Consider the following 24742-nt stretch of genomic DNA (forward strand, 5'->3'; position numbering starts at 1 on the left):
AGCCCTGAGCTAACGCTCAGGGCTTTTTTCTTATCTATCGTTTAATTATTGCTGAATTAGCAAAAATCCTCTGCGTTTTGCGATCTTTTTCTCTATAACTGCGCCAGCGATAATCTTCCTCAGTTTACGAACATAATGATTGAGGAATATATGACTCTCCCTGCATTTGGTCTGGGCACCTTCCGCCTGAAAGACGACGTAGTTATCGCATCGGTTAAAACCGCTCTTGAACTTGGCTATCGCGCAATTGATACGGCACAGATCTATGAAAACGAAGCAGCCGTTGGACAGGCTCTCGAAGAGAGCGGTGTACCGCGTAATGAGCTGTTCATCACCACCAAAATCTGGATCGAAAATCTCAGCAAAGACAAGCTCATCCCAAGCCTGAAAGAGAGCCTGAAGAAACTGCGTACCGACTATGTCGATCTGACGCTGATCCACTGGCCGTCACCGAACGATGCCGTTTCAGTGGAAGAGTTCATGCAGGCGCTGCTGGAAGCGAAAAAGCAGGGCCTGACCCGTGAAATTGGTATTTCCAACTTCACCATCCCGCTGATGGAAAAGGCGATTGCCGCTGTTGGCGCTGAGAATATTGCGACCAACCAGATTGAGCTGTCTCCATACCTGCAAAACCGCAAAGTCGTGGATTGGGCAAAGCAGCACGGTATCCACATTACCTCTTACATGACGCTGGCCTACGGTAAGGCTCTGAAAGATGAGGTAATTATCCGTATCGCAGAGAAACATAACGCGACTGCCGCGCAGGTTATTCTGGCATGGGCAATGGGTGAAGGCTATGCCGTGATCCCATCATCAACTAAACGTGAAAACCTGGCCAGCAACCTGTTAGCGCTCGATCTTCATCTGGATGACGATGACAAAAAAGCGATCGCAGCACTGGAGTGCAACGATCGCCTGGTCAGCCCGGAAGGTTTAGCCCCTGACTGGGATTAAGTCTGTCCCACCCTCTGTAACCTGAACCCTCACACAGCTCCTCCGGGAGCTGTTTTTATATGCTCGCTCAGGAAGTCGATAAAGGCGCGTATGCGCGTACTCACCGCTCTGTCGCTGTAATATACCGCGCTGAAAGGCATCTCTACCGGCAGACGTTTATCGGCCATTAGCTCCACCAGTTCACCCCGCGCTATCTCCTTATCAATCATATAGTCTGACAAGCAGGCGATCCCATTCCCTTCCAGGCAAAGCTGCTTCAGCGTTTCTCCGCTGTTAGAAGATATCCCGCAGGTAATTTCATGAAGCTGGCCATCATGACAGGCAACAGGCCAGGTGTTCAGCGACACCGGCTCCGTAAAGCCCAGGCACAGATGTTGCTTCAGTTCTTCAACCGTCTCCGGTTTACCATGTTCAGCAATATACTGTGGCGACGCGATAATTTTGCGGTAGCTGGCAAACAGCGGGCGGGCCCGCAGGCTGGAATCCGTCAGGGTTCCCGCCCGGATAGCCACATCCACTTTTCGCTCGATGAGGTTAATAAACGTCTCGGACGAGACCAGAGAGAGCGTCATCTCAGGATAGCGTTCACGGAAAGGTTTGATTAGCGGCATCAGAAAATGAAGCACAACCGGCGTGGCTGCATCAATACGCAGCAACCCGCGCGGCGTGCTGCGGGTTTCCATAATCTCCGTCTCCGCTGCGGCCATCTCCTGCAGCACCGACTGCACGCGGCGGAAATAACGTTCCCCTTCTTCCGTCAGGCTGAGCTGCCGCGTCGTTCGGTTGAGCAGACTCACCCCAAGCTTCATCTCCAGCTTTTTCACCGAACGGCTTATGGCCGAGTTAGCCTGTCCCAGCTGCTCGGCTGCGCGGCTAAAGCTGCCGCTTTCGACGACGGCGACAAAGATTGTCAGCTCTTCCGACGTTGCTTTCATTGTTGCACCACCTGCAAAATTCTATTGATATTTTGACCATTTTTGTTATTTAAGCACTGGCGCATACTGCCTGTCATCTTAATCCTGATGATACGGAGTATTTTATGCCACTGGCGCTACTTGCCCTGACGATCAGTGCCTTTGCAATTGGCACGACCGAATTTGTTATCGTGGGACTGGTTCCCACCATCGCTAACCAGCTTGCCATCTCGCTGCCCTCAGCCGGATTGCTGGTGTCCATCTACGCCCTGGGGGTTGCCGTCGGCGCGCCGGTGCTGACGGCCCTGACCGGACGTTTTCCGCGCAAGCAGCTGTTAGTCGCGCTGATGGTGCTGTTTACCGCTGGCAATATTCTGGCCTGGCAGGCACCGGACTACACCACGCTGGTGATTGCCCGCCTGCTGACCGGCCTGGCACACGGCGTGTTCTTCTCGATTGGTTCCACTATTGCGACCAGCCTGGTCCCAAAAGAAAAAGCGGCTTCGGCGATCGCTATCATGTTCGGTGGGTTGACCGTCGCGCTGGTCACGGGCGTACCGTTGGGAACGTTTATCGGACAGCATTTCGGCTGGCGTGAAACGTTCCTGGCCGTCTCCTTACTGGGCGTTATCGCTCTCGTGACCAGCCTGCTGCTGGTACCGTCGAATATCCCGGGACGGGCAGGCGCCAGCCTGCGCGATCAGCTGAAAGTGCTTACCCATCCGCGTTTGCTGATCATCTATGCGGTTACGGCTCTGGGCTATGGCGGCGTATTCACCGCCTTCACCTTCCTGGCGCCGATGATGCAGGACCTGGCGGGCTTCTCCCCGAATGCCGTGAGCTGGATTTTGCTGGGATATGGTATTTCTGTGGCCATCGGCAATATCTGGGGCGGCAAGCTCGCGGATAAGCATGGTGCGGTACCGGCGCTGAAATTTATCTTCGCCGCCCTGGTCGTTCTGCTGATGATTTTCCAGTTCACGGCTTCAATGCAATACGCCGCGCTGATCACGGTACTGGTGATGGGGATCTTCGCCTTCGGTAATGTGCCCGGGCTGCAGGTTTACGTTGTCCAGAAAGCCGAGCTCTATACGCCAAATGCGGTGGATGTGGCATCCGGTTTGAATATTGCCGCTTTTAATATTGGTATTGCGCTGGGCTCCATTATTGGCGGACAAACCGTCGAACACTTCGGATTAACCCAGACCCCATGGATTGGTGCGGTGATTGTCCTGGTCGCCTTCCTGCTGATTGGCCTGAGTGGACGCCTCGATAAGCCAGCCCGCGTAGCGCTGGGATAATATCAGTAAGTGCTTGCTTACAAAACTGGAAAGCGGTTTCTCAGAAATTGCGTTGAAAGTGTGACCTAAAGTCCCTATAACATTAGAACCAGTCCGTTTTCAGGGCTGGTTCATGTTACAGGGGCTGTTTCCAAAAGTGCGAAAAAATACCTATGCCATGCGTTATGTTGCCGGAATGCCCGCGGAGAGGATCTTACCTCCGGGGTCGTTTGCGAGCATAAGCCAGGCATTACCCGCCGGCACACCGTTAAGCAGCGATGATAAAATCCGGGTTCTGGTCTGGAATATCTTCAAGCAGCAGCGTGCGGAGTGGTTATCGGTCCTCAAAAATTTTGGAAAAGATGCCCACCTGGTTTTGCTCCAGGAGGCACAAACTACCCCTGAACTGGTTCGGTTTGCCACCACTAACTACCTTGCCGCCGACCAGGTGCCGGCATTTGTCCTGCCGCAGCATCCCTCTGGCGTAATGACGCTTTCTGCTGCACATCCGGTCTACTGTTGCCCGCTCCGCGAGCGCGAACCTATCCTGCGTCTGGCGAAATCCGCGCTGGTGACGGTCTATCCGCTGCCGGATACCCGAATGCTGATGGTCGTGAATATCCACGCGGTAAACTTTAGCCTCGGCGTGGATGTATATAGTAAGCAGTTACTTCCCATTGGCGATCAGATTGCGCATCACAGCGGGCCGATCATCATGGCCGGCGATTTTAATGCCTGGAGCCGTCCGCGCATGAATGCGCTGTATCGCTTTGCGCGCGAAATGTCCCTGCGTGAAGTTCGCTTCAGTGATGACCAGCGTAAAAAAGCTTTTGGTCGTCCTCTCGACTTTGTCTTCTATCGCGGTTTGAACGTGCACGACGCCTCCGTTCTGGTGACGCGCGCTTCGGATCACAACCCTCTACTAGTTGAATTCAGTCCCGGCAAGCCTGATAAATAATGGTGTGTCAGGTCTGCCGTGGGGCAGGCCTGCGCGGGTGCTGCCCTTTTATTTTTAACCAACAAAGGACAGTACGATGACAACAACACACTCCCATCATGACAACGTAGAAAAACAGTTTGGTTCTCAGGCAAGTGCTTATCTGAGCAGCGCCGTGCATGCCTCAGGTCGCGATCTGGTGCGTCTCGGTGAACGTCTGGCGGCATTCCCGCAGGCACACGTGCTGGACCTGGGATGTGGGGCTGGGCACGCCAGCTTTACGGCTGCGCAGAAGGTGGCCCGCGTTACCGCATATGATTTATCGAGCCAGATGCTGGACGTCGTTGCTGAGGCGGCGAAAGCGAAAGGGCTGAACAATATTGATACGCGGCAGGGCTATGCGGAGTCTTTACCGTTTGATGACGCGTCGTTTGATGTGGCGATCAGCCGTTATTCCGCACACCACTGGCATGACGTTGGCCAGGCATTGCGCGAAGTCAGACGAGTTCTGAAGCCGGGTGGCACCTTCATCATTATGGATGTGATGTCTCCCGGACATCCGGTGCGTAATATCTGGCTGCAGACGGTCGAAGCGCTGCGCGACACCTCGCACGTGCAAAACTACGCCAGCGGGGAGTGGTTATCGTTTATCACTGAAGCCGGGCTGATTGCGCGCTCGTTAATAACGGACCGTTTACCGCTGGAGTTCAGCTCCTGGATCGCCCGTATGCGTACCCCGGAGGCGTTAAGCCAGGCAATCAGGCTTTACCAGGAGAGTGCGTCCGCAGAGGTGAAGGCGTACTTTGAACTGCAGGCGGATGGCTCATTTACCAGCGACACCATCATGGCTGAAGCGCAAAAAGCGGGATAAACAAAAAAGGCACCGAGGGGAATCGGTGCCTTTTTATCTTTCGATCGTGCTATCAGGAATCTGGCGTGGCGCTGTTCTTCACAAACAGCGTCAGCTGGTCGCCCGGTTTCAGATTGTCAGTATCATTATTCCAGCGCATTACATCTTTGATGTTCACGCCGTGTCGTTTTGCGATACTGGACAGTGAATCGCCTTTGCGCACGCGATAGGTAATGCTATCGCTGTTGCTGGCGAGACGCTGTGCGCTGCTACCTGCACCCACGGTCAACGTCTGACCCACTTTCAGCCCAGAGCTGCGTAGATTATTCCACTGCTGCAGATCTTTCGCCGTCACGCCAAGACGTGAGGCAATGCCTGAAAGCGTATCACCTGAACGTACCTTATAGCTGCGGCTGCTAACGGATGAAGCATCGGCGATCAGCGTTGACTGAACGGCGGCAATTTCACCCGATGCTAAAGACTCACGTAACTGCTCAGCATGTTTCTGCGGAACCATTACATACTGCGGGCCACTAGCCCCCAGCGTTGAGCCTTTAACGCCTGCATTAAAGGTTTTCAATTTACTTACCGACATACCCGTCATATCAGCAACCTGTTGGATATCAACCGGATTGCTGAGGCGAACGCGCGCCAGTGCACGACTTTCGTCTGGTGTTGGCAGTTGTACACCGTAACGCTTGCTGTTCTTGAGAATATCGCTCAAGGCCAGCATTTTCGGTACGTAAATCTTCGTTTCCTGTGGCAGTGAGAGCGACCAAAAATCGGTGGATTTACCCCGTGCTTTATTCGCTTTCATTGCCTTCAGTACACGACCTTCGCCGCTATTATACGCTGCGACCGTTAACAGCCAGTCGCCGTCAAACATCTTGTTCAGACGTTGCATCATGTCGAGAGCGGCTGTCGTTGAAGCGACAACATCGCGACGCGCATCATAGTTGCGGGTCTGTTTCAGACCATAGTTTCGCCCGGTGCTCGGAATGATCTGCCAAATGCCTGCGGCATTGGCGCCAGACGTCGCGTGTGGGTCAAAAGCGCTCTCCACTATGGGTAGGAGTACCAGCTCCATAGGCATGTTACGTTTTTTAACTTGCCCGGCTATCCAGTACATATACGGCTCTGCCCGTAACGTTACATCGTGGAGATAGCTCTTATTTCTTAAATACTTCTGTTTCTGTTCGCGAATCCGGCTGTTTTCCGGAATTCCCATCTTTAGCTCGTCGCCGATAGAGGTCCACAAGTCTTGCTCCTGCGCGAAAGATGTCCCATCGTCCAACCATCGCGCCTGACTTGTAAACTTCCCTGCTTCCCCTTGACCAGCTGCAGAAAGGCTCTGTGCATGCTGTTGTACGTTGCTGCCGTTCTGCGACTGGCAACCTACAAGCAGGACAGAGGCGAGTAATATCGCTTTTGCCTTCATGTGTGTGTCAATAGTTGCTTAAAAGACGAGCGATGATAACGGCGAAATTTTGAAAAGGCAACCCGCATTTATCTGAAGTTATCTTTCTTTGACCTTAACCATGCAAATCGCTGTTCTGGTTGTTGCAAATTTGTTTCTTGGTTAATTTTATTAATTAAATCAATATCATCTGTTCGTAAAAATAAATTAATTCGGCGCTCATTTTTCAGAATTACGGGCAGTGTATTTTGGTTTTTTGCACGTAACTCCTTCACTTTGTGATAATAATCCTGAATCGCCCGATCCTCAGGTAAGAGGCTTGCAGCAAACTTCATATTCCCTAATGTATACTCATGGGCGCAACAAATAAGGGTGTCATCGGGTAACGCACTAATCTTTTGTAAAGACTGATACATCTGTTCAGGCGTGCCTTCAAACAGTCTTCCGCAGCCGCCGGAAAACAAGGTGTCGCCACAAAAAAGATAAGGCTTGCTGTAGAAACACAGATGTCCCAAAGTGTGACCAGGTGTGGCAAATACGGAAAACTCCCACTCGCGGATGAGGATATTTTCGCCTTCTTCGACTACTTGCGTCGTTCCCTTATTTTGTGTCTCAGCCGGTCCGTAAACCACAAGATGCGGAAAATGGGCGCGCAGATCCTGCACGCCGCCAGTGTGATCGTTATGATGATGCGTCAACAGAATGGCTTCAGGCCGCCAGCCGTTATCCTTTATGGCGCGCAGTACTGGGGCGGATTCGCCGGGATCGACAATGACGCATCGACGCTCGTCATCGACCAAAACCCAGATGTAATTGTCCTCAAAAGCGGGAATACTGATAAGATTCATACATTACCTCTTATAGCGTGGCGGGTGTTTTGATGAAACCGGCAAGGATACCTCAGACTGTCGCAGCACCGGAACGTTGGGCGGAATTGCCCTGGGGTGAATACTATCGCGAAGCACTGGAGCAGCAGCTGAAGCCCTGGCTCGCGAAAATGTATGGCTTTCACCTGCTTAAGATTGGCAATCTCAGCGCGGAAATCAATACCGAAAGCTGCGCTATCTCACATCAGGTTAACGTCTCTCTCGGCGGATCGCCGGTTCAGGTGAAGGCAGACCCGTTGCATCTGCCGTTTGCAGAGAAATCCGTTGATGCGTGCCTTCTTGCACACGCGTTGCCCTGGTGCAGCGATCCTCACCGTATGCTGCGTGAAGCCGATCGCGTGCTGATTGACGACGGCTGGCTGATCCTCAGCGGATTCAATCCGCTGAGCCTGATGGGGCTGCGCAAGCTGGTGCCCGTGCTGCGCCGAACGCCACCCTATAACAGCCGAATGTTCACCATGATGCGCCAGCTCGACTGGCTTTCACTGCTGAACTTTGAAGTGCTCTGCTACGGCGGTTTTCAGGTACTGCCGTGGGCGCGGAAGGGGGGAGTGCTGTTAAGCACGCATTTGCCCGCCTTAGGCTGCATGCAGTTTATCGTTGCGCGTAAGCGAACCATCCCCCTTACGCTTAATCCGATGAAGCAGAGCAAATCGAAAACGCCTATCCGGCAGACAGTTGGCGCAACGCGGCAGTACAGAAAGCCCTGATCAGGATTCAGGCTGGTAGCCTGCATCCTCATGGGCCGGGTTTAAAGCCGCCGCGCGCGCCAGTTCGTCGCAGCGTTCGTTCTCAGGGTGACCAGCATGCCCTTTTACCCATTCCCATTTAATCTGGTGTTGACCCAATGCCGCATCCAGACGCTTCCAGAGATCGACATTTTTAACCGGCTTCTTATCCGCTGTTTTCCAGCCGCGCTTTTTCCAGTTATGGATCCACTGGGTGATGCCCTGGCGCACGTACTGGCTGTCGGTACTCAGCACCACGTCGCAGTGTTCTTTTAAGGCTTCCAGCGCCACAATGGCCGCCATCAACTCCATACGGTTGTTGGTGGTCAGGAAATAGCCTTCGCTAAAAGTTTTTTCATGCTGGCGATAGCGCATAATCGCGCCGTAGCCGCCGGGTCCTGGGTTGCCGAGACAAGATCCATCGGTGAAAATTTCTACCTGTTTACGCATCTCTGGTAGACTTCCTGTATTTGAAACGTTCAGTTAAACGATAAGTCTGACATAAATGACCGCTATGAGCACTGCAATTACTCGCCAGATTGTCCTCGATACCGAAACCACCGGTATGAACCAGATCGGCGCGCACTACGAAGGGCACAAGATCATCGAGATCGGTGCCGTTGAAGTGGTGAACCGTCGTCTCACGGGGAACAACTTCCACGTGTACCTCAAACCCGATCGGCTGGTGGATCCAGAGGCGTTCGGCGTTCACGGTATTGCCGATGAGTTCTTGCTGGATAAACCGACCTTTGGTGAGGTGGCTGACGAGTTTCTGGAATACATCAAAGGCGCCGAGCTCGTCATTCATAACGCCTCGTTCGATATCGGCTTTATGGACTATGAGTTTAGTAAGCTCCATCGCGATATTCCGAAAACAAACACCTTTTGCAAAGTGACCGATAGCCTGGCGCTGGCGAGGAAGATGTTTCCCGGCAAGCGTAACAGCCTCGATGCACTCTGTTCACGTTACGAAATAGACAACACCAAGCGAACGCTGCACGGGGCATTGCTCGATGCCCAGATCCTGGCCGACGTCTATCTGGCAATGACCGGCGGACAGACGTCGATGAAGTTCAGCATGGAAAATGAGTCACAGCAGACGCAGGGCGAAGCGGGCATTCAGCGCGTTGTCCGCCAGGCAAGCCGCTTGCGGGTTGTTTTAGCCAGTGATGAAGAGCTACTTAACCATGAATCCCGTCTCGACCTGGTGCAGAAGAAGGGCGGAAGCTGCATGTGGCGCGCCTGAAAAAACGTCACAATGCCTGTAAAATCATCGGTTGGGTGAATTTTGCAGCAAACGATTCAAAACGTGAGAAAAAGCGTTGACGAGATCGGAGGCACACCGTAATATGCGCCTCGTTCCCCAAGCGGGAACAGTGGAGCGGTAGTTCAGTCGGTTAGAATACCTGCCTGTCACGCAGGGGGTCGCGGGTTCGAGTCCCGTCCGTTCCGCCACTATTCAGGCCCACGTTATTTATAACGTGGGCCTTTTTCATATCTGTACTTTTTCGTCTGCGCTTTCAATCTTCACGACTTTCCTTTGCGAGGCGCGAGAGCAGAGGGCAATGCCAAACAGAATCAGTACCGTGCTGACCAGATGATACGAATGCAACGTAACGTGCAGGAACATCACGCTGAACAGACCGCCGCTCAGCGGAATAAGGTGGGAATAAATCTCCCCGCGGGTTGCACCAATAGCCGCTATGCCTTTATTCCACAGCACGTAAGAGAGCCAGGAAGGAAAGACCACCAGGTACAGCAGGCCGCTTAAAAAGCCCGGCGCGGTATAGGCCGCCCAGTCAGGTAAGCCGGTCTTTATCAACGTTATCGCCAGTACCGGTAACAACACCAGGGCACCGAAGATGGCGCTCACGGCCACAAAGGCGTTCCCACCGACGTTGTTCGGCTTCATCCGCAAGAAGGCACAATAAACGGCCCAGCTGGCGGCAGAACCCATGGTCCAGATATCACCGCGATTCAGATTTTTAAGCGTATCCAGATGCAGCAGATCGCCCTGCATTACCAGCCAGACGACGCCCAATGAACTGAGAACAACGCCGGCAATATTCTGCACCGATATTTTCTCTTTAAACACCAGCTTATTTATCAATAAAACCAGGGCTGGCGTGGTGGATAAATAAATAGCTGCATTAAGAGATGAAGTATATTGCAGGCCGATATAGAGCGTGAGCGGGAACATAACCTGTCCGCAAAGCGCAAGAAATATAATCGTACCTTTTGCTTTTTTCATGATCGGCCACTGGGCGCGAATCTGCCTGATATAAAGCATAGATAAAAGAAGTGCCGTCAGTATCCAGCGTGCGGCGGATAATATAATCGGGTCTGCATGCGCCACCAGTAAATGACCGACGACATAATTACCCCCCCAAAAACAGGCCGCGAGACTGAGTAAAAAATAGGGCATAGAGGCTCCTGATAATAAACGTTTTGTCTGCCTTTAGGGTACTGCCGGTGCAGAATTAAATGCTAATATAATATTTTCATCTCACGGTATTGGCTGAAACTATGAAGTTTACTCTCAGGCAACTTGAGTTCTACATTGCGTTAGCGGAAACACTACAAATTTCCAAAGCGGCCAGCCGTTGTCATATATCGCAATCTTCCATGACGGTCTCTATGCGTAATCTGGAGGAGGCGGTGAATGCCCCTCTCTTTATCCGCCATGCAAAAGGGATCCAGTTAACGCCCGTGGGCGAGCGATTTCTCAACCATGCCCGCAAGATCCTCCACGATAGCCGCGCGGCGGTGGAGGATCTCCATCAACAGCCTGAGGCGATTAACGGCGTCGTGCGCATCGGTATTGCCGAAACCCTTTCCGCTTATCTGCTGCCGAATCTCTGGGGCGATATCGCGCAGCGTTTTCCGCTGCTGGAGACGGCGTTTCATGAGGCACCCGCATCACAGCTGCTTCAGGCCTTGCGTCAGGGTGATCTCGATTTTTGTCTTTTGCTGACCTCCAATATCAGCCACGATAGTACGCTTGAGGTCGAAACGTGGATCCGTTCGCCGCGCCGGTTATGGACCGCCATCGGCCATCCTCTCCTCAGCCTGCCGGAGCTTCGGTTAAAAGAGGTGGAAAAGGTGCCCTTCCTGTTGCTGGTGACGGACGACTATCCCGATGTGATATCCGACTACTGGCAAAGCCGGGGCTGTCATCCTGACATTCATTTTCGCACCAACTCCTTTGAGGCGATTCGAAGTCTGGTCGCGCAGGGAAAGGGGGTGACGATTTTATCCGATCTGGTCTATCGCCCGTGGGCGCTCAGCGGTCAGCGCGTGATCCGGCGCACCATTGACGACTGTATCACCTATATGGATGTGGGCATTGTCAAAAACGCCGGGCAGCCGCTCTCTCCGGCCTGTTTGCGGTTGATGGATTTTTTACGACAGCAAACGGCACGCCTGGGCGAAGCGCTCTGAACCGCGCCCCTGAGATTTCCGTTATCCGCCAGATATTTCCTGATTTCCCTGAGGGCCTTCTTGCCCGCAGGTCGTGTATTCCGCTGCAGGGGATGAAGACAATAAGCGCCTTGCTTATTTTCTTTACCGAAACGGAATTGTGTTATGTCTGGTATCACCGCGAGCGGCATTCGTTCCCTGCTCGCCTCCCGTCCACTCTTGTTGGCTCTCAGCTGTGCCACCGCTTTGCCGGCATACGCTGAAGAGTCGATGACCGTTGAGGGGCACTATCGCGATCCCGCGTCATTTATCGCTCCGGCTCATACTCCAGCACAACAATTGCCTGCCAGCGACGGTGCGGGCGCGCTAAAAAACATCCCGGGTTTTTCCGTGCTGCGCAGCGGCGGGAGTAACGGCGATCCGGTGTTGCGCGGGATGTTCGGCTCCCGGCTGACGCTGCTTGCAGACGGCGTCAGCACTCAGGGGGGCTGTGGCTCGCGCATGGATACCCCAACGGCCTATATCACGCCGCAAAGTTACGACACGATAACCGTCATTAAAGGTCCACAAAGCGTGCTCTGGGGGCCAATGGGGTCCGCCGGAACATTGCTTTTTGAACGCCAGCCGGACTACTTCAGCGTCCCTGAGCTAAAAGGCAGCGCTGAGCTGCTGCGGGGCGCTAACGGACGCGCGGATCAAAACCTTAATCTCGCGTTTGGCGACCCGCGCGGCTACGTCCGCCTGGACGGTAATCATTCGGAGGCGGATGACTACCGGGATGGTCACGGCAACCGCGTGCCCGGCCTGTGGCGCAGATGGAACAGCGGCGTCACGGTAGGGCTCACGCCTGATGAGGACACGCTGGCGGAGCTAAGCGTGGGGGCCAGCGACGGTAAAGCCCGCTATGCGGGTCGGATGATGGATGGTAGCCGCTTTGCCCGTAAAAGCGCGGCGTTAAAACTGGAGAAGTATCACCTGAGCGAGCACGTCAGCAAACTTAGCTGGCAGCTCTATGCCAATGATACTGACCACATCATGGATAACTACAGCCTGCGTCAGCCCGTTGGACCGAAGCGTAAGTCTGAAGTTGGCGGCGTGGTGATGGGCAGCCGCCTTGCCGGCATGTGGGAAGATGAAACCACCACGCTTACCGCCGGCGCGGACGTAATGCGTAAAAGCCATCGTAAAAAAAGCGCCGGATCGTGGCGTGACGATGCCCGTTTTACTCAGGCGGGTTTGTTTAGCGAATGGCGCCAGTCCGTCACGGCAGACGACACGATCATCGTGGGTGCGAGACTGGATAGCCTCCGCGTGGACGATCGGCGCAGCGAGCAAAATAGCTCCCGGCACGACCTTCTGCCCGGCGTGTTCACGCGCTATGAGTATCGCGTACCTGACGCACCCGTCATGCTTTATAGCGGCATCGGTTATACCGAACGTTTTCCTGATTACTGGGAGCTTTTTTCCGGTAAAGCCGGAGAACAAAGCTTTCGTCAGCTGAAAACAGAAAAGACCCTGCAATGGGACAGCGGCGTGCAGTTACACGGCGACAAGGTCAGCGCCTGGGCATCGGCCTATGTCGGGCGGACTGCCGATTACATTTTGTTTGATTATAGCCGCACGCCGTCGCAGGCCAGCAACGTCAATGCCGCCGTAATGGGCGCGGAGACGGGCGCAAGCTGGAGCCTGACGCCCGGCTGGGCGCTGACGGGAAGCCTGAGCTACGCCTGGGGCGAGAATCGTAGCGATAAACAGCCGCTGCCGCAGATGCCGCCGCTCGAAGGGCGGCTGGCGCTGGACTATACCGGACAACAGTGGCGCACCGGGTTACTGTGGCGTGTGGTTGCGCCGCAGCATCGCGTGGCGCAAAACAAAGGTAACGTCACCGGCCAGGATCTCGGCCCGAGCGCGGGGTTTGCCGTGCTTTCGTGGAGCGCGGGCTACACATTTAACGACCATTTTGAGTCCCGCGTGGGTATTGAGAATCTGTTCAATAAGTACTACAGCGAGCACCTCAACCTGGCGGGGGCCAGCCAGTTCGGATACGCCGCAAATCAGCAAATCCCTGAACCGGGGCGCGTCTGGTGGCTGGCTATGACATACCATTTCTGATCCTGAGCGTCATTGCTGAGAGCGACCGTTGAGGCGTATGTTTGCCTCTACCGCCTGTTTACAGGCGGTTTTTTTATTTCAGATAGCAATATCGAACATTTGCGTTTTCGCAAGCAGGCAATAGAGCTGACAGTCGCTGTTTACCCCCAGCTTTTCCATCGCGCGCAGTTTATGGGCGCTGACGGTTTTATTACTCAAATGCAGCTGTCTGGCGATCTCGGTCAGGCTCATCCCTTTGCAGAGCATACGCAATACATCAATTTCACGGGGCGAGAGCTCCTGCTCCGTTTGCGCGCCGGTCTGGAACAGGGAATGCATCAGCTCGCGCTCAATATAGACTTCCCCATTAATCACTGACGTCAGCGTTCTGCTCAGGGTTTTCTCACAGGTATCCCGACTAATATAGGCTTTGGCGCCTGCCTCCAGCGACATGCGGATAAGCTGCGTGTTTTTGTAGGGCGAAAGTACAATGATTTTAAGCTGCGGATATTTACGGCTGAGCCATTTAATCAGCAATACGCCGTCCATTCCGTTGAGCGGGTTAACGGTTTGGCTGGTGGCAAGCGAAAAGCCAAGGAACAGAATGTCGACAGGCTGTTGGGATAGCAGTGAAAGCAGCTCAGATGGTGATGCCGTATCGCCCTGGATGCAAAACTCCGGGCGGGGGGAGCCGTCGCTGAAAAGAGAGGGCATATTGGTGATCATGGATAAGACGCCACGACGGATAATGGTGTGCTCATCGGCAATAGCGATACGAACTTTCATGGTTTCTCCTTCGAAAATGCGGGCGACGGTAGGGATAACGCCGCCGGATGACCAGAAAGATACAGATCCTGTGCAGAGCATTCTTTAGTACTTGTCAGATAATTCCTTCAGTGCGGTATCGAGTTGCTGCAGATTCGCTTCCATGCGCGCGCAGAAACGCGATGTCAGCGCAGGCAGGGCTTCAGGCGTTATTACCCCTGCCGCCAGCATCTCCGGCAACACTTCAATCGCCTGACAGGTCCGGGTGGCGTTGCGCATGGCAAAGAGGCTCCAGGAGGCCTTCAGACGATGCGCAAGCTGGCTTAACGTATGCGGTGAAGGGGTGTTTTCCCGTAGCTGGCGTATATCAAGGGTAATGGCTTCGCGCATTTGCTGGCGCATCAGGGCCATGATCTCCGGTTGACCGTTGGCCAGACGCCGGAGTTCGCTGAGGTCAGGCACCTGTTTGCGCAGGCTGTGATGCTGCGCCAGCGCCTGGTGCAGGGCATTGAGGGAGAGCGGTTTTCGCAATAGTGCGTCCATTCCGGCATGTTTTGCCCGATCGTCCTCACTCTGCAGCGCGCTGGCGGTATAACCAAGAATAGCGGCCGGCGCGGTGATACTGCCTGCAATATCGCGCAGGAGTATTAACGATGTAAGTTGGTAGCCGTCCATGAGGGCCATCTGGCAGTCGGTTATCAGGATATCAACCGGCTCGTTTTCCAGGCGCGCAAGCGCTTCGCCAGCGCTGGCGCAGGGAATAACCTCCTGACCCAGCTCCTGCAGCTGAAGCGCCAGCACCGTCAGGTTAGCCGGAAAATCGTCAACGATCATAATGCGATGCGGTGGCAGGGGGGTTATAACAGGTGTCTCATCGGCCGTTGCCGCCGTGCTGGCGACGTGAAGCGGTATGCTCACCGTCACCTGCGTACCGCTCCCCGCTTCGCTGGCTATCGTCAGAACGCCTCCCATCAGCTCGACTAGCTGATAACAGATCGCCAGGCCCAGCCCGCTGCTTTGCGGCGTGCTGCTGTCAGTCTGAAACCACGGCTGGCCGAGGTGTGGAAGGGCATCGGCCGGGATACCGATGCCAGTGTCGCGAATCAACAGCTGCAAATGTTCACCGTTGAGCTGGGCGTGAAAAACAATTTCTCCCTGCGGCGTATATTTAATGGCGTTGCCCAACAGATTGGCGATGACCTGATTCAGCCGTGCTTTATCGAACATGAACCAGCCGTCGTGCGGCACGTTCAACTCGCTGCGCCAGTGGAGGCCTTTAGCGTTGGCGCTGCTGGCAAAAATCTCCGCGCTGGCGTTGAGCGTCTGCCACAGGGGCCAGGCCTGTGGCTCCAGCCTTAGCTCGCCTGCTTCAATGCGCGACAAATCCAGTACGCCGCCAATCACGTCGCGCAATGACCCGGCTGCCTGCCAAGCGATGTTAAGTGATTCGCTTTTGTCGCGCTCCATCTCCAGCAGGCCCAGCATGGCGTTGAGCGGCGTGCGAATGTCATGGCTCATGCGGGCGAGGAAGTTCGATTTCTCAGTGCTGGCCTGCTCCGCCTGCGCCAGCGCCTGATTGAGCGCAGCGGTCAGCGCGGCTTTTTCAGTGATATCGATCCAGCCCCCGACCACGCCCTGAGGCCGCCCCCGCGTATCGGTATAGCGGCAAAGCCACCAGTAAAGGGTGGAAGTGTTCTGAGTGGTTTCACCCGTTAACGGCGACGCGGCATGGAGCAGCGAGAGGCGATGCGGCAACGTAAATTGTTGGGCAAGCTCGCCCAGAGGCAGGCTGGAAAAGGGAGTGCCCTCTTCCGGCAGTGCCGTGAGCAACGGTGAGTGAATAAAGGAGTCGTTATAGCGCGTCAGCCGCCCGGCCGGATCGCAGACAAACAGCGGCACCGGGACATTGTTCATCAGGGTTTGCCAGAGGGAGAGCGCGTTGTGCAATTCTGCCGTGTCCCGCTCGCGCTGGCGCCGCTGGCTCTGCGCGGCGCTAAAGGTCAGCAGGGCGACTAATGCCGCGCAAATCGCCACCACGGCGAGCATGACCAGCCATAGCGATTGCACCGGGGCGGTGGTTGTCGTCTGTGCGGGCTGCGGCAGATTAAGGCTCGCGTAGATATCAGCCTGCGTTACGGACGCCATGACCGCATTCACCCTTTTGGCATCCGCCGGGTCAGAAATATTTGGTACAAACCATAGCGGCACTTCCGGCAGCGCCAGCGGCGTCAGCGACAGATTGCTGGCGTTGTGCTGGCGCAGCAGGTGATGGAGTATAAACGCATCGCCCGCAAGCCCGTCCGCGCCTCCGGCTTTAAGCAACTCAAAGCCTTGTTCGAGAGAGTTAACCAGCACCAGGTTATCCGCAGGTAACACCTGGCGCAGTAACGTGACGAGCGGTGAGATGCGCATGACGGCAATCCGCTTATGCTGTAATGCGGACAAGGAGCCGGAAAGCGGGTTGCTGTCCTCAGTGAGCAGGGCCCAGCTCAGCGAGTCAAACGTGATGGCACTCTTTGACGGTGGCGTCGCGCTGGCGACTATGCGCAACGTGTTATCCGCATACTGCAGCGGAGGCGCATCAAGGTTGAAGGTCAGGCTATACAGGTTGGACGGAAACAGATCGAGCAGCAGATCGCGCCATACGCCCTGAATACGGCCGTCCGCCGTGAGCGTGACCATTGGCGGAGAAATGGCGGGAAGCAAAACGTGCAGCGCGATTTTGGGCGCATTTTCCTTCACGGGGGAATGGCGGGCGTCAAAGACGCTGCCGTCCGGCAAAAGCCACTTTTGTTCCAGCCATTCAGCGTCTTCCGGGTTAAGGGTGTGAATACGCTCGTTGAATATTTCCAGCGTGTTTGCCTGCTCGGGCAGAGCCCAGGCGCGAAAATGTAGCGGGGGAGCATCATCCAGCGGCGTCAGGGCCAGCGTGGTGGCGGGGGAGTGGGTCAGCCAGTTACGTAAAACAAACTCCGGAGCGATGAATTCCCGCGCTTTCCCTGCTGCCAGCTGCCTGACGTTTTCCCCCGGCGAGGCTGAACCTGTCGCAGAGCAGCGGGTCGCGACCTCTGACGGTAATTCAGGAAAGCACAGCGTACCGCCGCGTCCCTCTTTTATGCTCAGGGACGCCAGCGGGAAAGCGAGCATTGGCTCGCTGGCCACCAGATCGGCAGCAGGACGCCGGGCGGCAATTAATACATCGATGCGCTTTCGCTTCAACGCATCCAGCGCCGTTGCCGGGTCGCTAAAACTCTGGACGTCCGGCAGCGTCATATTGCTAAACAATATGCTGAGCTCATCATCCAGAATCCCCGGCGGCCGGTCGACAGCGAGAAAAGGCGGCGCGGCGCTCAGCAGGCCCACGCGCAGCACGCTGGCCGCCGCGTGCCCGCTTATCAGCATGAGAATAAATAATATCGCCAGCCAGCCTCTGCGCATGCTCAGCTAACCAGTCCCAGACTTTGCGCGCACTGGAGAAGCTCGAAATCATTCCTGGCGTTGAGTTTGCTCATGGCACTCTTTTTTTGCGTACTGATGGTCTGCTTCGTCCGGTTTAGCTGGGCGCTGATCTCGTTCACGGTGAAACCGCGCACCAGCAGGCGCAGCACTTCTGTTTCCCGTTCGGTCAACTGTGCCTGAGGCTTCACCGGCTCGATTTGCCCCCGCAGGGTGCTGCGCAGCGTCTGCAGCAAATTGTTGGACAAACTGGCCTTGTTGAGAACGGCATGCACCCCGCTGCGACGCAGCGAGTCCAGAAGCTCAGGATTGGTGATCATGGTGACCACCACAATCATGCTCTGTGGATAATGGCGAATCAGCGAGCGGATCATGGTTAATCCGTCCGGGCTGCGCGTGCCGGGCATACTCAGATCGGTGATGATGATATCGACAGGCTCGCTCGCCAGTTTATTCATGAGTTCATCAGCACTGAGCGCTTCGTGAACGACCCGATAATGGTCCGGGCGCGTCTGCAGCAATGTGCGCAAGCCTAATAAATAGACGGGGTGGTCGTCGGCAATCAGAACTGTTTTTAGCATGACATCCGATCCGGCAAGGAAAAGACAGGTGTTCTCCGCACATCTTAGCGAATGGCGCTTTAGCATCACTCTTACAGTGTAGAGCAGAGTGAGGTGAAAAAGAGTAGCTAAAAAGTGGTGGGCTGTATAGTTGCTGGGGGAGCATCAGCCGATCCTGATGGAAAACCGAAAGGTAAAGTAACGACGTTTTCACATTCTACGAAATAGATTTTTTTCGGAGCAGCTGAATGGTTTGTTATTTATCACGAAATAGCGGCATGGAGGGCGATATTTCTCAGGTACGGAAAGGAATTCCTTATTGTTCAGGTTGAATATCAGGTATTACTCAGGCGTTACTCAGAATAAACTTTCTGAAATCATGAATTGGTTGTGGAAAAATCAGGACGGTAAATAGTGCAAAAGGCGAAGGTACTATCATTTATAGGGATATGTTGTTAATTTGTGCCTGAATTAGATAACAGAGATGTAACTGTTAATATCTGCACTTTTTCGTCATAACAATGTAAACGCTGTAATTTTATTATCCAGGACCTACCCGTGAATAACGAAGAAATCTCTCTTTCAGCGTCAGTAACGTTCGTACCGGAAAAATCATCTCTGGCAACCGTGGATCATGGCGATATACATCTGACGCCCAACGAGCGTCGTTTGCTGGAGTTGATCCTCAGCGGCAAATGTAAAAAAGAGACCATATTTGAAGAGATCTGGCTCAACCAGGGCATGATTGTTAGCGAATCCAGTTATCACCAGCTTATAAAAATGCTGCGCCGCAAGCTGCAAAATGCCGGCCTGCCGGGCTCGATCATCAAAACTATTCCCCGGTATGGTGTAGTACTGGCCCCCTGCGAAACGCAGGACAGTGAGGTAGCTTGCCCGCCAGAAGAGCCAGATAACGCGTCTTGTCCCACTCCCGTCGATTGCCCGTCGTTGCCTGCTATCACGGCGGAGCCATTGAAAACGCCCTCACGTCAATACGGGGCTCTGCTGGCGGCGCTGTGCAGCTTGTTGATCATCCTTCCAACGCTGGTGGTGGTCTGCACGGCGGACACGCCGCAGGCCTTTCAGGAAAATATCTACGTAGATGGCGTCATGTTTCATCTCTCTTCGCTGCGCAGCGTCGATCGGCAGGCGCTGGCGAGAAAGCGGCATGCCCTGCCGGCGGGCATCAATAACGTTTACATCGCGTCGAACGGTCCAAAAGTGTTCGTTGCGCAATGTGAAGGCGAACTATCTCAGGAGGGAAAATGCGGTTACGAATACTATTCGTCATACTGATGGTTTGCATCAGCGTTTCGCTGGGTGGCGCGCTGGCTTACCTGACCAGCAACTACCTGGAGAGCAGAAAAGTGCCCGCCGAGCCCTGCAGCAGCGTCATACGTAACGGCAAATTTATTGATGAAAGCCTGCAGCATTACCAGTTTAATGGTGTGATCACCTGGTGGCCCAAACTGCACAGGCTAACGTTATTTGGTGTAAAAACCGATGAGGCCGGAAATCGGGTATTCAACCGAACCCTGCAGTTAAAATCGGTGACACAGAAGGGAAGCGTCATCAATGGCCGGGTGGCAGAATTAAAAATTGCCGTTGGCGATCAGCTTCCGGAGAAGACCTTTCTGATAAGTGAAGACGATCAGTATATTAATCTGTTATTCAAACCGATTAATAAAGATAGCTGGCTGATGAAAATTAATGATAACTGGGTAGCAATGTGTGAGTATAAATAATCTCACGATAATTTTATTATAAGACATATCCAGGCTGGCGAGTTTTAAATCTGCTGCTGCAGTGAGCTGTTCTCCTGTTTTCAGGGAGATGAATATCCTATCTTGCGGGACAGGATTTCATTATTAAACCTGGAGCAGGATATCTCCCATGTTAAAGAAAAATAAAATATCTCTGAGCGCTATCGCCGCGGGGCTGGCGTTAAGCGGAATGCTGGTCAGCACGTTTAGCCATGCAGCCGCAACCGACGCCGCCTCACAGATGCCGGATATCAGTCAGAAAAAAATTCTCGTAGGTTATTGGCACAACTGGGGGATCAACCCGGAAGAGATAGACAAAGCGCGCGGCTATCAGGGAGGCTTACCTTCTGATATGTCGCTGCGTGAAGTGCCGAAAGGCTACAACGTCATCAGCGTTGCATTCATGAAAGTCATGGATGGGCAGGGTGAGATCCCTACCTTCAAACCCTACAACGCGAGTGATGAAGCGTTCCGCGCTCAGGTTGCAGAGCTGAACGAGCAGGGGCGCGCGGTGCTGATTTCACTGGGCGGCGCTGACGCGCATATTGCATTGAACAAAGACCAGACTGAAGCGCTTGCGGCGGAGATTATTCGCCTGACCGATCGCTATGGTTTTGATGGTCTTGATATCGACCTGGAGCAGACGGCCATTGCCGCGGCTGACAACAGTACGGTGATCCCGGCGGCGCTGAAAATGGTGCGCGCCCATTATCAGCAGCAGGGCAAACACTTCATCATCAGCATGGCGCCAGAGTTCCCTTATCTTCAGTCCGATCGCGGGGTGAACTACAAAGCCTACCTGCAAAATCTTGAGGGCGTGTATGACTTTATCGCTCCACAGTATTACAACCAGGCGGGCGACGGCGTGAATATGATGACGCCTGAAGAGAAGGCCGAAGTGGGCGAGTGGTGGCTGCCTCAGGAATGGGGTACGGGCTACAGCGACCGTCAAAAAGAGCTTTTCCTTTACTACCTCACCGACAGCCTGGCAAACGGGACGCGCGGTTATGTGAAGATCCCGGCGAACAAGCTGGTGATTGGTCTCCCGGCTAATGCGGATGCGGCAGGAACCGGCTATGTGAGAGACGCGCAGAGTGTCTTTAACGCGCTTTCGCGCCTCGAAGCGAAAAATGAGGCGGTAAAAGGGCTCATGACCTGGTCAGTCAACTGGGATAATGGCAACACTAAAAATGGCCAACATTACGGCTATGAATTCCTGAACCGTTACCAGAGCATCCTTGATGGCAGCCTGCCCGGTGGGGGCGACGAAACGGATACTCAGGCGCCAACACAGGTGCAGGGCGTCCAGGCCACTCTGAATGGGCAGGATGTTTCGCTCAGCTGGCTGCCAGCTAAGGATAATACCGGCGTGGCGGGGTATGCCGTCTGGCGCGGTCTGGAAAAGATCGGCGATACCCATGAACTCAACTTTACCGACACCCAAACCCAGCCGGGCATGAGCTATCGCTATACGGTCATCGCCTATGATGCAGCCAACAACTTCGCTACGCCGAGCCAGCCGGTCAACGTTACCGTGCCCGATAATGACGATAGCGGAGGCGAAGAGGGCGGCCAGGACGGCGACGTTACCGCATTCATGCCGGGCAAACTCTATGCCGTAGGGGATAAAGTTTTATATGAGGGCAAAGTTTACCGCTGCCAGATTGGCCATACAGGTGCCAGCCATTGGTCGCCGGATCGGGCCCAAAACTTGTGGGTAGCTGAATAACCTCTTTTTTTAGAACAGCATGGCTTCGCAGGGAGCCGTGCTGTTTGTTTTACAGGACAACGACTATGCAAACTTCTCTGGTTATTGCCAAACGTTACGATCGGTTTTCTCGCCTTCTGCACTGGGTGGTCGCAGCCGTTATTATCTACGCGATGTGCATGGGCTATATTCTGCACGCGCTCGAAGGAACCCGCTGGTTTACCTTCTTTTCCGTGCTGAATATGTCGCTTGGTACCATCGCCACGCCCATCATGATAGTGCGCTTCGTCTGGCGTTTCTTCCGCCCTTCGGTACCCTATCCGGCAACGGTGGCCGGACGTAAAAAACAGCTGGTGGTGTTTATTCATGAGCTGTTTTATCTGACTATTATGGTGGTGCTGGTTAGCGGTTTTTTGATGCTGCAAAAAGATTACAATCTGTTTGGCCTGGTGCCGGTTTCCCGCCCGATTGCCATCGCCGAAGTGAATGCGTTTTTCTTCCAGGTGCATCGCTATAGCTGCATCCTGCTGGGCGTAATTCTGCTTGGGCATGTGGCGGCGGTGTTGAAATACACCTTTAGCGGGCAGCGGGAGATTCTGCAGCGGATGCTGTGAGAAAGAGGCTCACTCCCCCCATCAGATGCGCGGTATTGCCGATCCTGTGAAAAATCACCATCCCGCGCATCTGCCTTCCGTGCAGCGTTTGCAGAACAACTTCCCGGGCAAAGCTGCTTTCACGTTGCTGTGAGTACCAGGCGCGAAAATCGGGCAGGAACGGCGTATCGCAGTGTGCGTCCAGTAGCGTCAGGGTGCTCAGCGTCTTTTCCTCACCAGGGAACAGCGCTTCCGTGCTGCCTTGCCAGCGAATCTCCTCCTCCGGCATCGAGAGGCGAAACACGACGCATGAACCCGTCTGCGACAGGCGAATAATGATGGCACTGGTGCTGGCCGCGAGTGCCTGTTGCTGTTGGATCCAGCGGCGGTACTGATATAAACAGTTGGCAAAAATCGCCGAAAATACCAGATACCACTGCGCCTGCCAGATTGCGGGGATAAGATCGGGCGTTAGCGTGTAAAAAATCCCTTCCCGCTGCTGGGTCGCCAGCACCACAATCAGGTATTGAATAAGCAGCAGAGCGCCAACACCGCGTCCGGAGAGCGCAAACACGCTCAGTAAAACCACCGTCGTTTGCACCAGCAGCAGGTTGAGCCCCTGCCAGAGCGGTGGCAGGAAAAAGTAGCCCGTCACCAGCACAAGGGTATTCGCGGCAAGAAGCAGAGCTTCCCGCCCGTTAAACCGCTGGTGCGACGGCATTTTGCTCTCACGCAGCAGCGGCAGAATGGCGAGAATGCCGGTTAACGCCGCCAGCACCCAGGAAAAAAAATGCAGTGGCGCAATCGGATACCCTGACAGTAACAGCGCCAGATTAAGCAGCAGGCTGCCGCAAAAAATGCTGAAGATTAACTGCAGGGGGTAGATCAGTTCACCAATAATCGGCCTGCGCGCAAAACGCAGCGCAGGCAGTTGCGCATTCAGACGAAAGACGGCGACGCACAGCGGAAATATCGCGACGTCGAAGAGGGCGAACAGGCACGCCAGCGTGAGCGGGCGGCCTATCCAGACGCCAACGAACACATGCAGCAGGCCCGCGGTAGCCAGCCACAGCGGCCACTCTCGCGGGGCCGTCAGCCATAACGCGGCGAAAAGCAGCGGCGCCGGAAGCCAGAGCGTGGTGGAGAGGCTCCAGCTATCCCGCGTATGAAAGCTCAGCAATGCCAGCAGGATGTAGAGACCCGAAAAGGCCAGCCAGCGGATAATATTGGTAATCAGCGTTGTTCTCCCACTGAGGCATTCAGCGTTATTCAGGTATTTATCATTTTAAGCTCAATTATTTTATCGTCGCTATTGATACGCTGGGATTTTTTCTAAAGGGCTTAACGATGGACTGGCAAAGCGACAAACGCGATCCTGCTACCCTGTGGTTTTCACTTTCTTCACGAGCGGCAGAACATGAGCAGGGAAAGGAGTGGCATATTGCGGCATTATTGTGGAAAGAAGCGGCACAATATGCAAAAGCGCATCTGAATATTGAATGGGCGAACTTGCGCGGAGACTTTTGTACTTTACGTGCAAACAGGCTGCCTAAATATAACGAATAGTCTCTGCTATTATCGGAGATTGCATGTCCCTCAGAGTGTGGAACCATGGTTGAGAGTGTAATACTCGTTTTTAGCGTTTTTTTGGGCGCCATTATCGGCAGCTTTTGCAATGTCATCATTTATCGGCTCCCCTTGATTCTCCACGGTGAAGCACTCTCTTTATCGTGGCCTGCTTCCCATTGCCCACGCTGTAAACACCCCATTAAATTTCGCCACAATGTTCCTCTGATTGGCTGGCTGCTGCTGCGCGGGCGCTGCGCCAGCTGTGGTCAGGCGATATCGTGGCGCTATCCGCTGGTTGAAGGGCTCATGGCGCTGCTGTACGGGGTGATTATCTGGCAGCAGGGCGTCACGCCGCAGAGCCTGTTCGACGTGCTGGCGGTGACGTTTTTGCTGCCGCTGCTGTTTATTGACCTGCGCACCATGCTCCTGCCCGACCGTCTGACGCTCCCGCTGCTGGCGATGTCGCTGGCGTTTGCCGTCAGCGGCTATAGCCGGGTGGAGCCAGTGCAGGCAGTCATCGCCGCTCTGCTGGGTTTTGGCGTGCCCTGGACGCTCTCTTTGCTGTTCCGTTTGTTGCGCGGCCATGAAGGGATGGGGATGGGGGATATGAAACTGCTGGCGGCGATCGGGGCGTGGCTTGGCCCGCTGGCGCTGCTGGATGTTTTTGTTGCCTCGACCCTGCTGGCGCTGGTCACGGCGCTGATTCTGTTGCGGATTCAGCCCGGTCAACCGTTTCCCTTCGGCCCGTATCCGATTATCGCCGCGATAGGATGGGTGATCTTGTACCGATAAAAAAAGCGCCGGAACGAAGGGGCGATTTCCGGCGCAAAATAGTTAACGAGTGCGTCAT

Annotated in this window: 23 protein-coding genes and 1 tRNA gene; 15 read left to right on the plus strand and 9 right to left on the minus strand. The window is 54.4% G+C overall.

Going from position 1 to position 24742, the window contains the following annotated elements; genetic code table 11:
• Positions 1–150 precede the first annotated feature (150 nt).
• Positions 151–954, plus strand: coding sequence for a 2,5-didehydrogluconate reductase DkgB (dkgB, locus tag OSH03_RS15720; protein ID WP_028015602.1), 804 nt, complete (start codon positions 151–153; stop codon positions 952–954).
• Between the two features lie 29 nt (positions 955–983).
• On the opposite strand, the gene yafC is transcribed toward dkgB, so the two are convergent.
• On the minus strand, positions 984–1889 hold the full coding sequence (yafC, locus tag OSH03_RS15725; RefSeq protein WP_061099153.1) for a DNA-binding transcriptional regulator YafC: 906 nt from the start codon (positions 1887–1889) through the stop codon (positions 984–986).
• A 104-nt stretch (positions 1890–1993) separates the two neighbouring features.
• Between yafC and OSH03_RS15730 the strand changes: the two genes are divergently transcribed.
• The 3 genes from OSH03_RS15730 to OSH03_RS15740 all read left to right on the plus strand — a co-directional run bounded on the left by OSH03_RS15730 (position 1994) and on the right by OSH03_RS15740 (position 4956).
• Entirely contained in the window at positions 1994–3169 is a 1176-nt protein-coding gene (locus OSH03_RS15730) for an MFS transporter (protein ID WP_266179535.1), read from the plus strand.
• Positions 3170–3305: 136 nt separating this feature from the next.
• Complete coding sequence (locus OSH03_RS15735; RefSeq protein WP_061099701.1) at positions 3306–4106, plus strand: endonuclease/exonuclease/phosphatase family protein; 801 nt, start codon at positions 3306–3308, stop codon at positions 4104–4106.
• Between the two features lie 76 nt (positions 4107–4182).
• The gene (locus OSH03_RS15740) at positions 4183–4956 is read left to right on the plus strand and encodes a class I SAM-dependent methyltransferase (RefSeq protein ID WP_266179536.1); all 774 of its coding nucleotides are present in this window, start codon (positions 4183–4185) and stop codon (positions 4954–4956) included.
• A gap of 52 nt (positions 4957–5008) precedes the next feature.
• Here OSH03_RS15740 and mltD read toward each other — a convergent pair whose 3' ends face one another.
• Together mltD and gloB are read right to left on the minus strand one after the other, a co-directional pair.
• Complete coding sequence (gene mltD, locus OSH03_RS15745; protein WP_061099150.1) at positions 5009–6373, minus strand: murein transglycosylase D; 1365 nt, start codon at positions 6371–6373, stop codon at positions 5009–5011.
• A 68-nt stretch (positions 6374–6441) separates the two neighbouring features.
• A complete protein-coding gene (gene gloB, locus OSH03_RS15750) occupies positions 6442–7200 on the minus strand; it encodes a hydroxyacylglutathione hydrolase (RefSeq protein WP_061099149.1) in 759 nt (252 codons plus the stop codon).
• Positions 7201–7232: 32 nt separating this feature from the next.
• Here gloB and OSH03_RS15755 point away from each other — a divergent pair, with 32 nt between their 5' ends.
• Positions 7233–7949: a class I SAM-dependent methyltransferase gene (locus OSH03_RS15755; protein ID WP_028015609.1), complete on the plus strand. Its 717-nt coding sequence runs from the start codon at positions 7233–7235 to the stop codon at positions 7947–7949.
• Here OSH03_RS15755 and rnhA read toward each other — a convergent pair whose 3' ends face one another.
• Entirely contained in the window at positions 7950–8417 is a 468-nt protein-coding gene (gene rnhA / locus OSH03_RS15760; protein WP_028015610.1) for a ribonuclease HI, read from the minus strand.
• A gap of 64 nt (positions 8418–8481) precedes the next feature.
• Between rnhA and dnaQ the strand changes: the two genes are divergently transcribed.
• Both dnaQ and OSH03_RS15770 read left to right on the plus strand, forming a co-directional pair.
• On the plus strand, positions 8482–9213 hold the full coding sequence (gene dnaQ, locus OSH03_RS15765) for a DNA polymerase III subunit epsilon (protein WP_266179537.1): 732 nt from the start codon (positions 8482–8484) through the stop codon (positions 9211–9213).
• Between the two features lie 132 nt (positions 9214–9345).
• Positions 9346–9422: transfer RNA gene (locus OSH03_RS15770), tRNA-Asp, on the plus strand.
• Between the two features lie 37 nt (positions 9423–9459).
• On the opposite strand, the gene OSH03_RS15775 is transcribed toward OSH03_RS15770, so the two are convergent.
• Complete coding sequence (locus OSH03_RS15775; protein WP_266179538.1) at positions 9460–10392, minus strand: DMT family transporter; 933 nt, start codon at positions 10390–10392, stop codon at positions 9460–9462.
• Between the two features lie 101 nt (positions 10393–10493).
• Between OSH03_RS15775 and OSH03_RS15780 the strand changes: the two genes are divergently transcribed.
• Together OSH03_RS15780 and OSH03_RS15785 are read left to right on the plus strand one after the other, a co-directional pair.
• The gene (locus OSH03_RS15780; protein WP_061099145.1) at positions 10494–11408 is read left to right on the plus strand and encodes a LysR family transcriptional regulator; all 915 of its coding nucleotides are present in this window, start codon (positions 10494–10496) and stop codon (positions 11406–11408) included.
• 144 nt (positions 11409–11552) lie between these two features.
• Positions 11553–13499 (plus strand): TonB-dependent copper receptor, encoded by a 1947-nt coding sequence (locus tag OSH03_RS15785; RefSeq protein ID WP_266179540.1) that lies wholly within the window; start codon positions 11553–11555, stop codon positions 13497–13499.
• 78 nt (positions 13500–13577) lie between these two features.
• Here the strand turns inward: OSH03_RS15785 and OSH03_RS15790 are convergent, their stop codons facing one another.
• The 3 genes from OSH03_RS15790 to OSH03_RS15800 form a co-directional block, all read right to left on the minus strand.
• A complete protein-coding gene (locus OSH03_RS15790) occupies positions 13578–14264 on the minus strand; it encodes a LuxR C-terminal-related transcriptional regulator (protein ID WP_266179541.1) in 687 nt (228 codons plus the stop codon).
• A gap of 84 nt (positions 14265–14348) precedes the next feature.
• Positions 14349–17681, minus strand: coding sequence for an ATP-binding protein (locus tag OSH03_RS15795; RefSeq protein WP_266179542.1), 3333 nt, complete (start codon positions 17679–17681; stop codon positions 14349–14351).
• 2 nt (positions 17682–17683) lie between these two features.
• Positions 17684–18280, minus strand: a complete 597-nt coding sequence (locus tag OSH03_RS15800) for a response regulator (protein WP_266179543.1) — start codon at positions 18278–18280, stop codon at positions 17684–17686.
• 537 nt (positions 18281–18817) lie between these two features.
• On the opposite strand from OSH03_RS15800, the gene OSH03_RS15805 reads away from it, so the two are divergent.
• The 4 genes from OSH03_RS15805 to OSH03_RS15820 all read left to right on the plus strand — a co-directional run bounded on the left by OSH03_RS15805 (position 18818) and on the right by OSH03_RS15820 (position 22344).
• Positions 18818–19555 (plus strand): winged helix-turn-helix domain-containing protein, encoded by a 738-nt coding sequence (locus OSH03_RS15805; RefSeq protein WP_061099142.1) that lies wholly within the window; start codon positions 18818–18820, stop codon positions 19553–19555.
• Positions 19525–20004, plus strand: coding sequence for a hypothetical protein (locus OSH03_RS15810; protein ID WP_266179544.1), 480 nt, complete (start codon positions 19525–19527; stop codon positions 20002–20004). Before OSH03_RS15805 ends, OSH03_RS15810 begins: the two co-directional genes overlap by 31 nt.
• Positions 20005–20152: 148 nt before the next feature.
• Positions 20153–21751, plus strand: a complete 1599-nt coding sequence (locus OSH03_RS22090; protein ID WP_277614662.1) for a glycosyl hydrolase family 18 protein — start codon at positions 20153–20155, stop codon at positions 21749–21751.
• Between the two features lie 65 nt (positions 21752–21816).
• The gene (locus OSH03_RS15820; protein ID WP_061099140.1) at positions 21817–22344 is read left to right on the plus strand and encodes a cytochrome b; all 528 of its coding nucleotides are present in this window, start codon (positions 21817–21819) and stop codon (positions 22342–22344) included.
• Here the strand turns inward: OSH03_RS15820 and OSH03_RS15825 are convergent.
• Positions 22307–23503 (minus strand): hypothetical protein, encoded by a 1197-nt coding sequence (locus OSH03_RS15825; protein WP_266179545.1) that lies wholly within the window; start codon positions 23501–23503, stop codon positions 22307–22309. The genes OSH03_RS15820 and OSH03_RS15825 overlap by 38 nt on opposite strands.
• Before the next feature lie 167 nt (positions 23504–23670).
• On the opposite strand from OSH03_RS15825, the gene OSH03_RS15830 reads away from it, so the two are divergent.
• Entirely contained in the window at positions 23671–23889 is a 219-nt protein-coding gene (locus tag OSH03_RS15830; RefSeq protein WP_120247323.1) for an ANR family transcriptional regulator, read from the plus strand.
• Positions 23890–23934: 45 nt separating this feature from the next.
• Positions 23935–24684: a prepilin peptidase gene (locus OSH03_RS15835; RefSeq protein ID WP_266179546.1), complete on the plus strand. Its 750-nt coding sequence runs from the start codon at positions 23935–23937 to the stop codon at positions 24682–24684.
• Positions 24685–24742 lie beyond the last annotated feature (58 nt).

This window comes from Enterobacter nematophilus, assembly GCF_026344075.1.
Lineage (GTDB): Bacteria > Pseudomonadota > Gammaproteobacteria > Enterobacterales > Enterobacteriaceae > Enterobacter > Enterobacter nematophilus.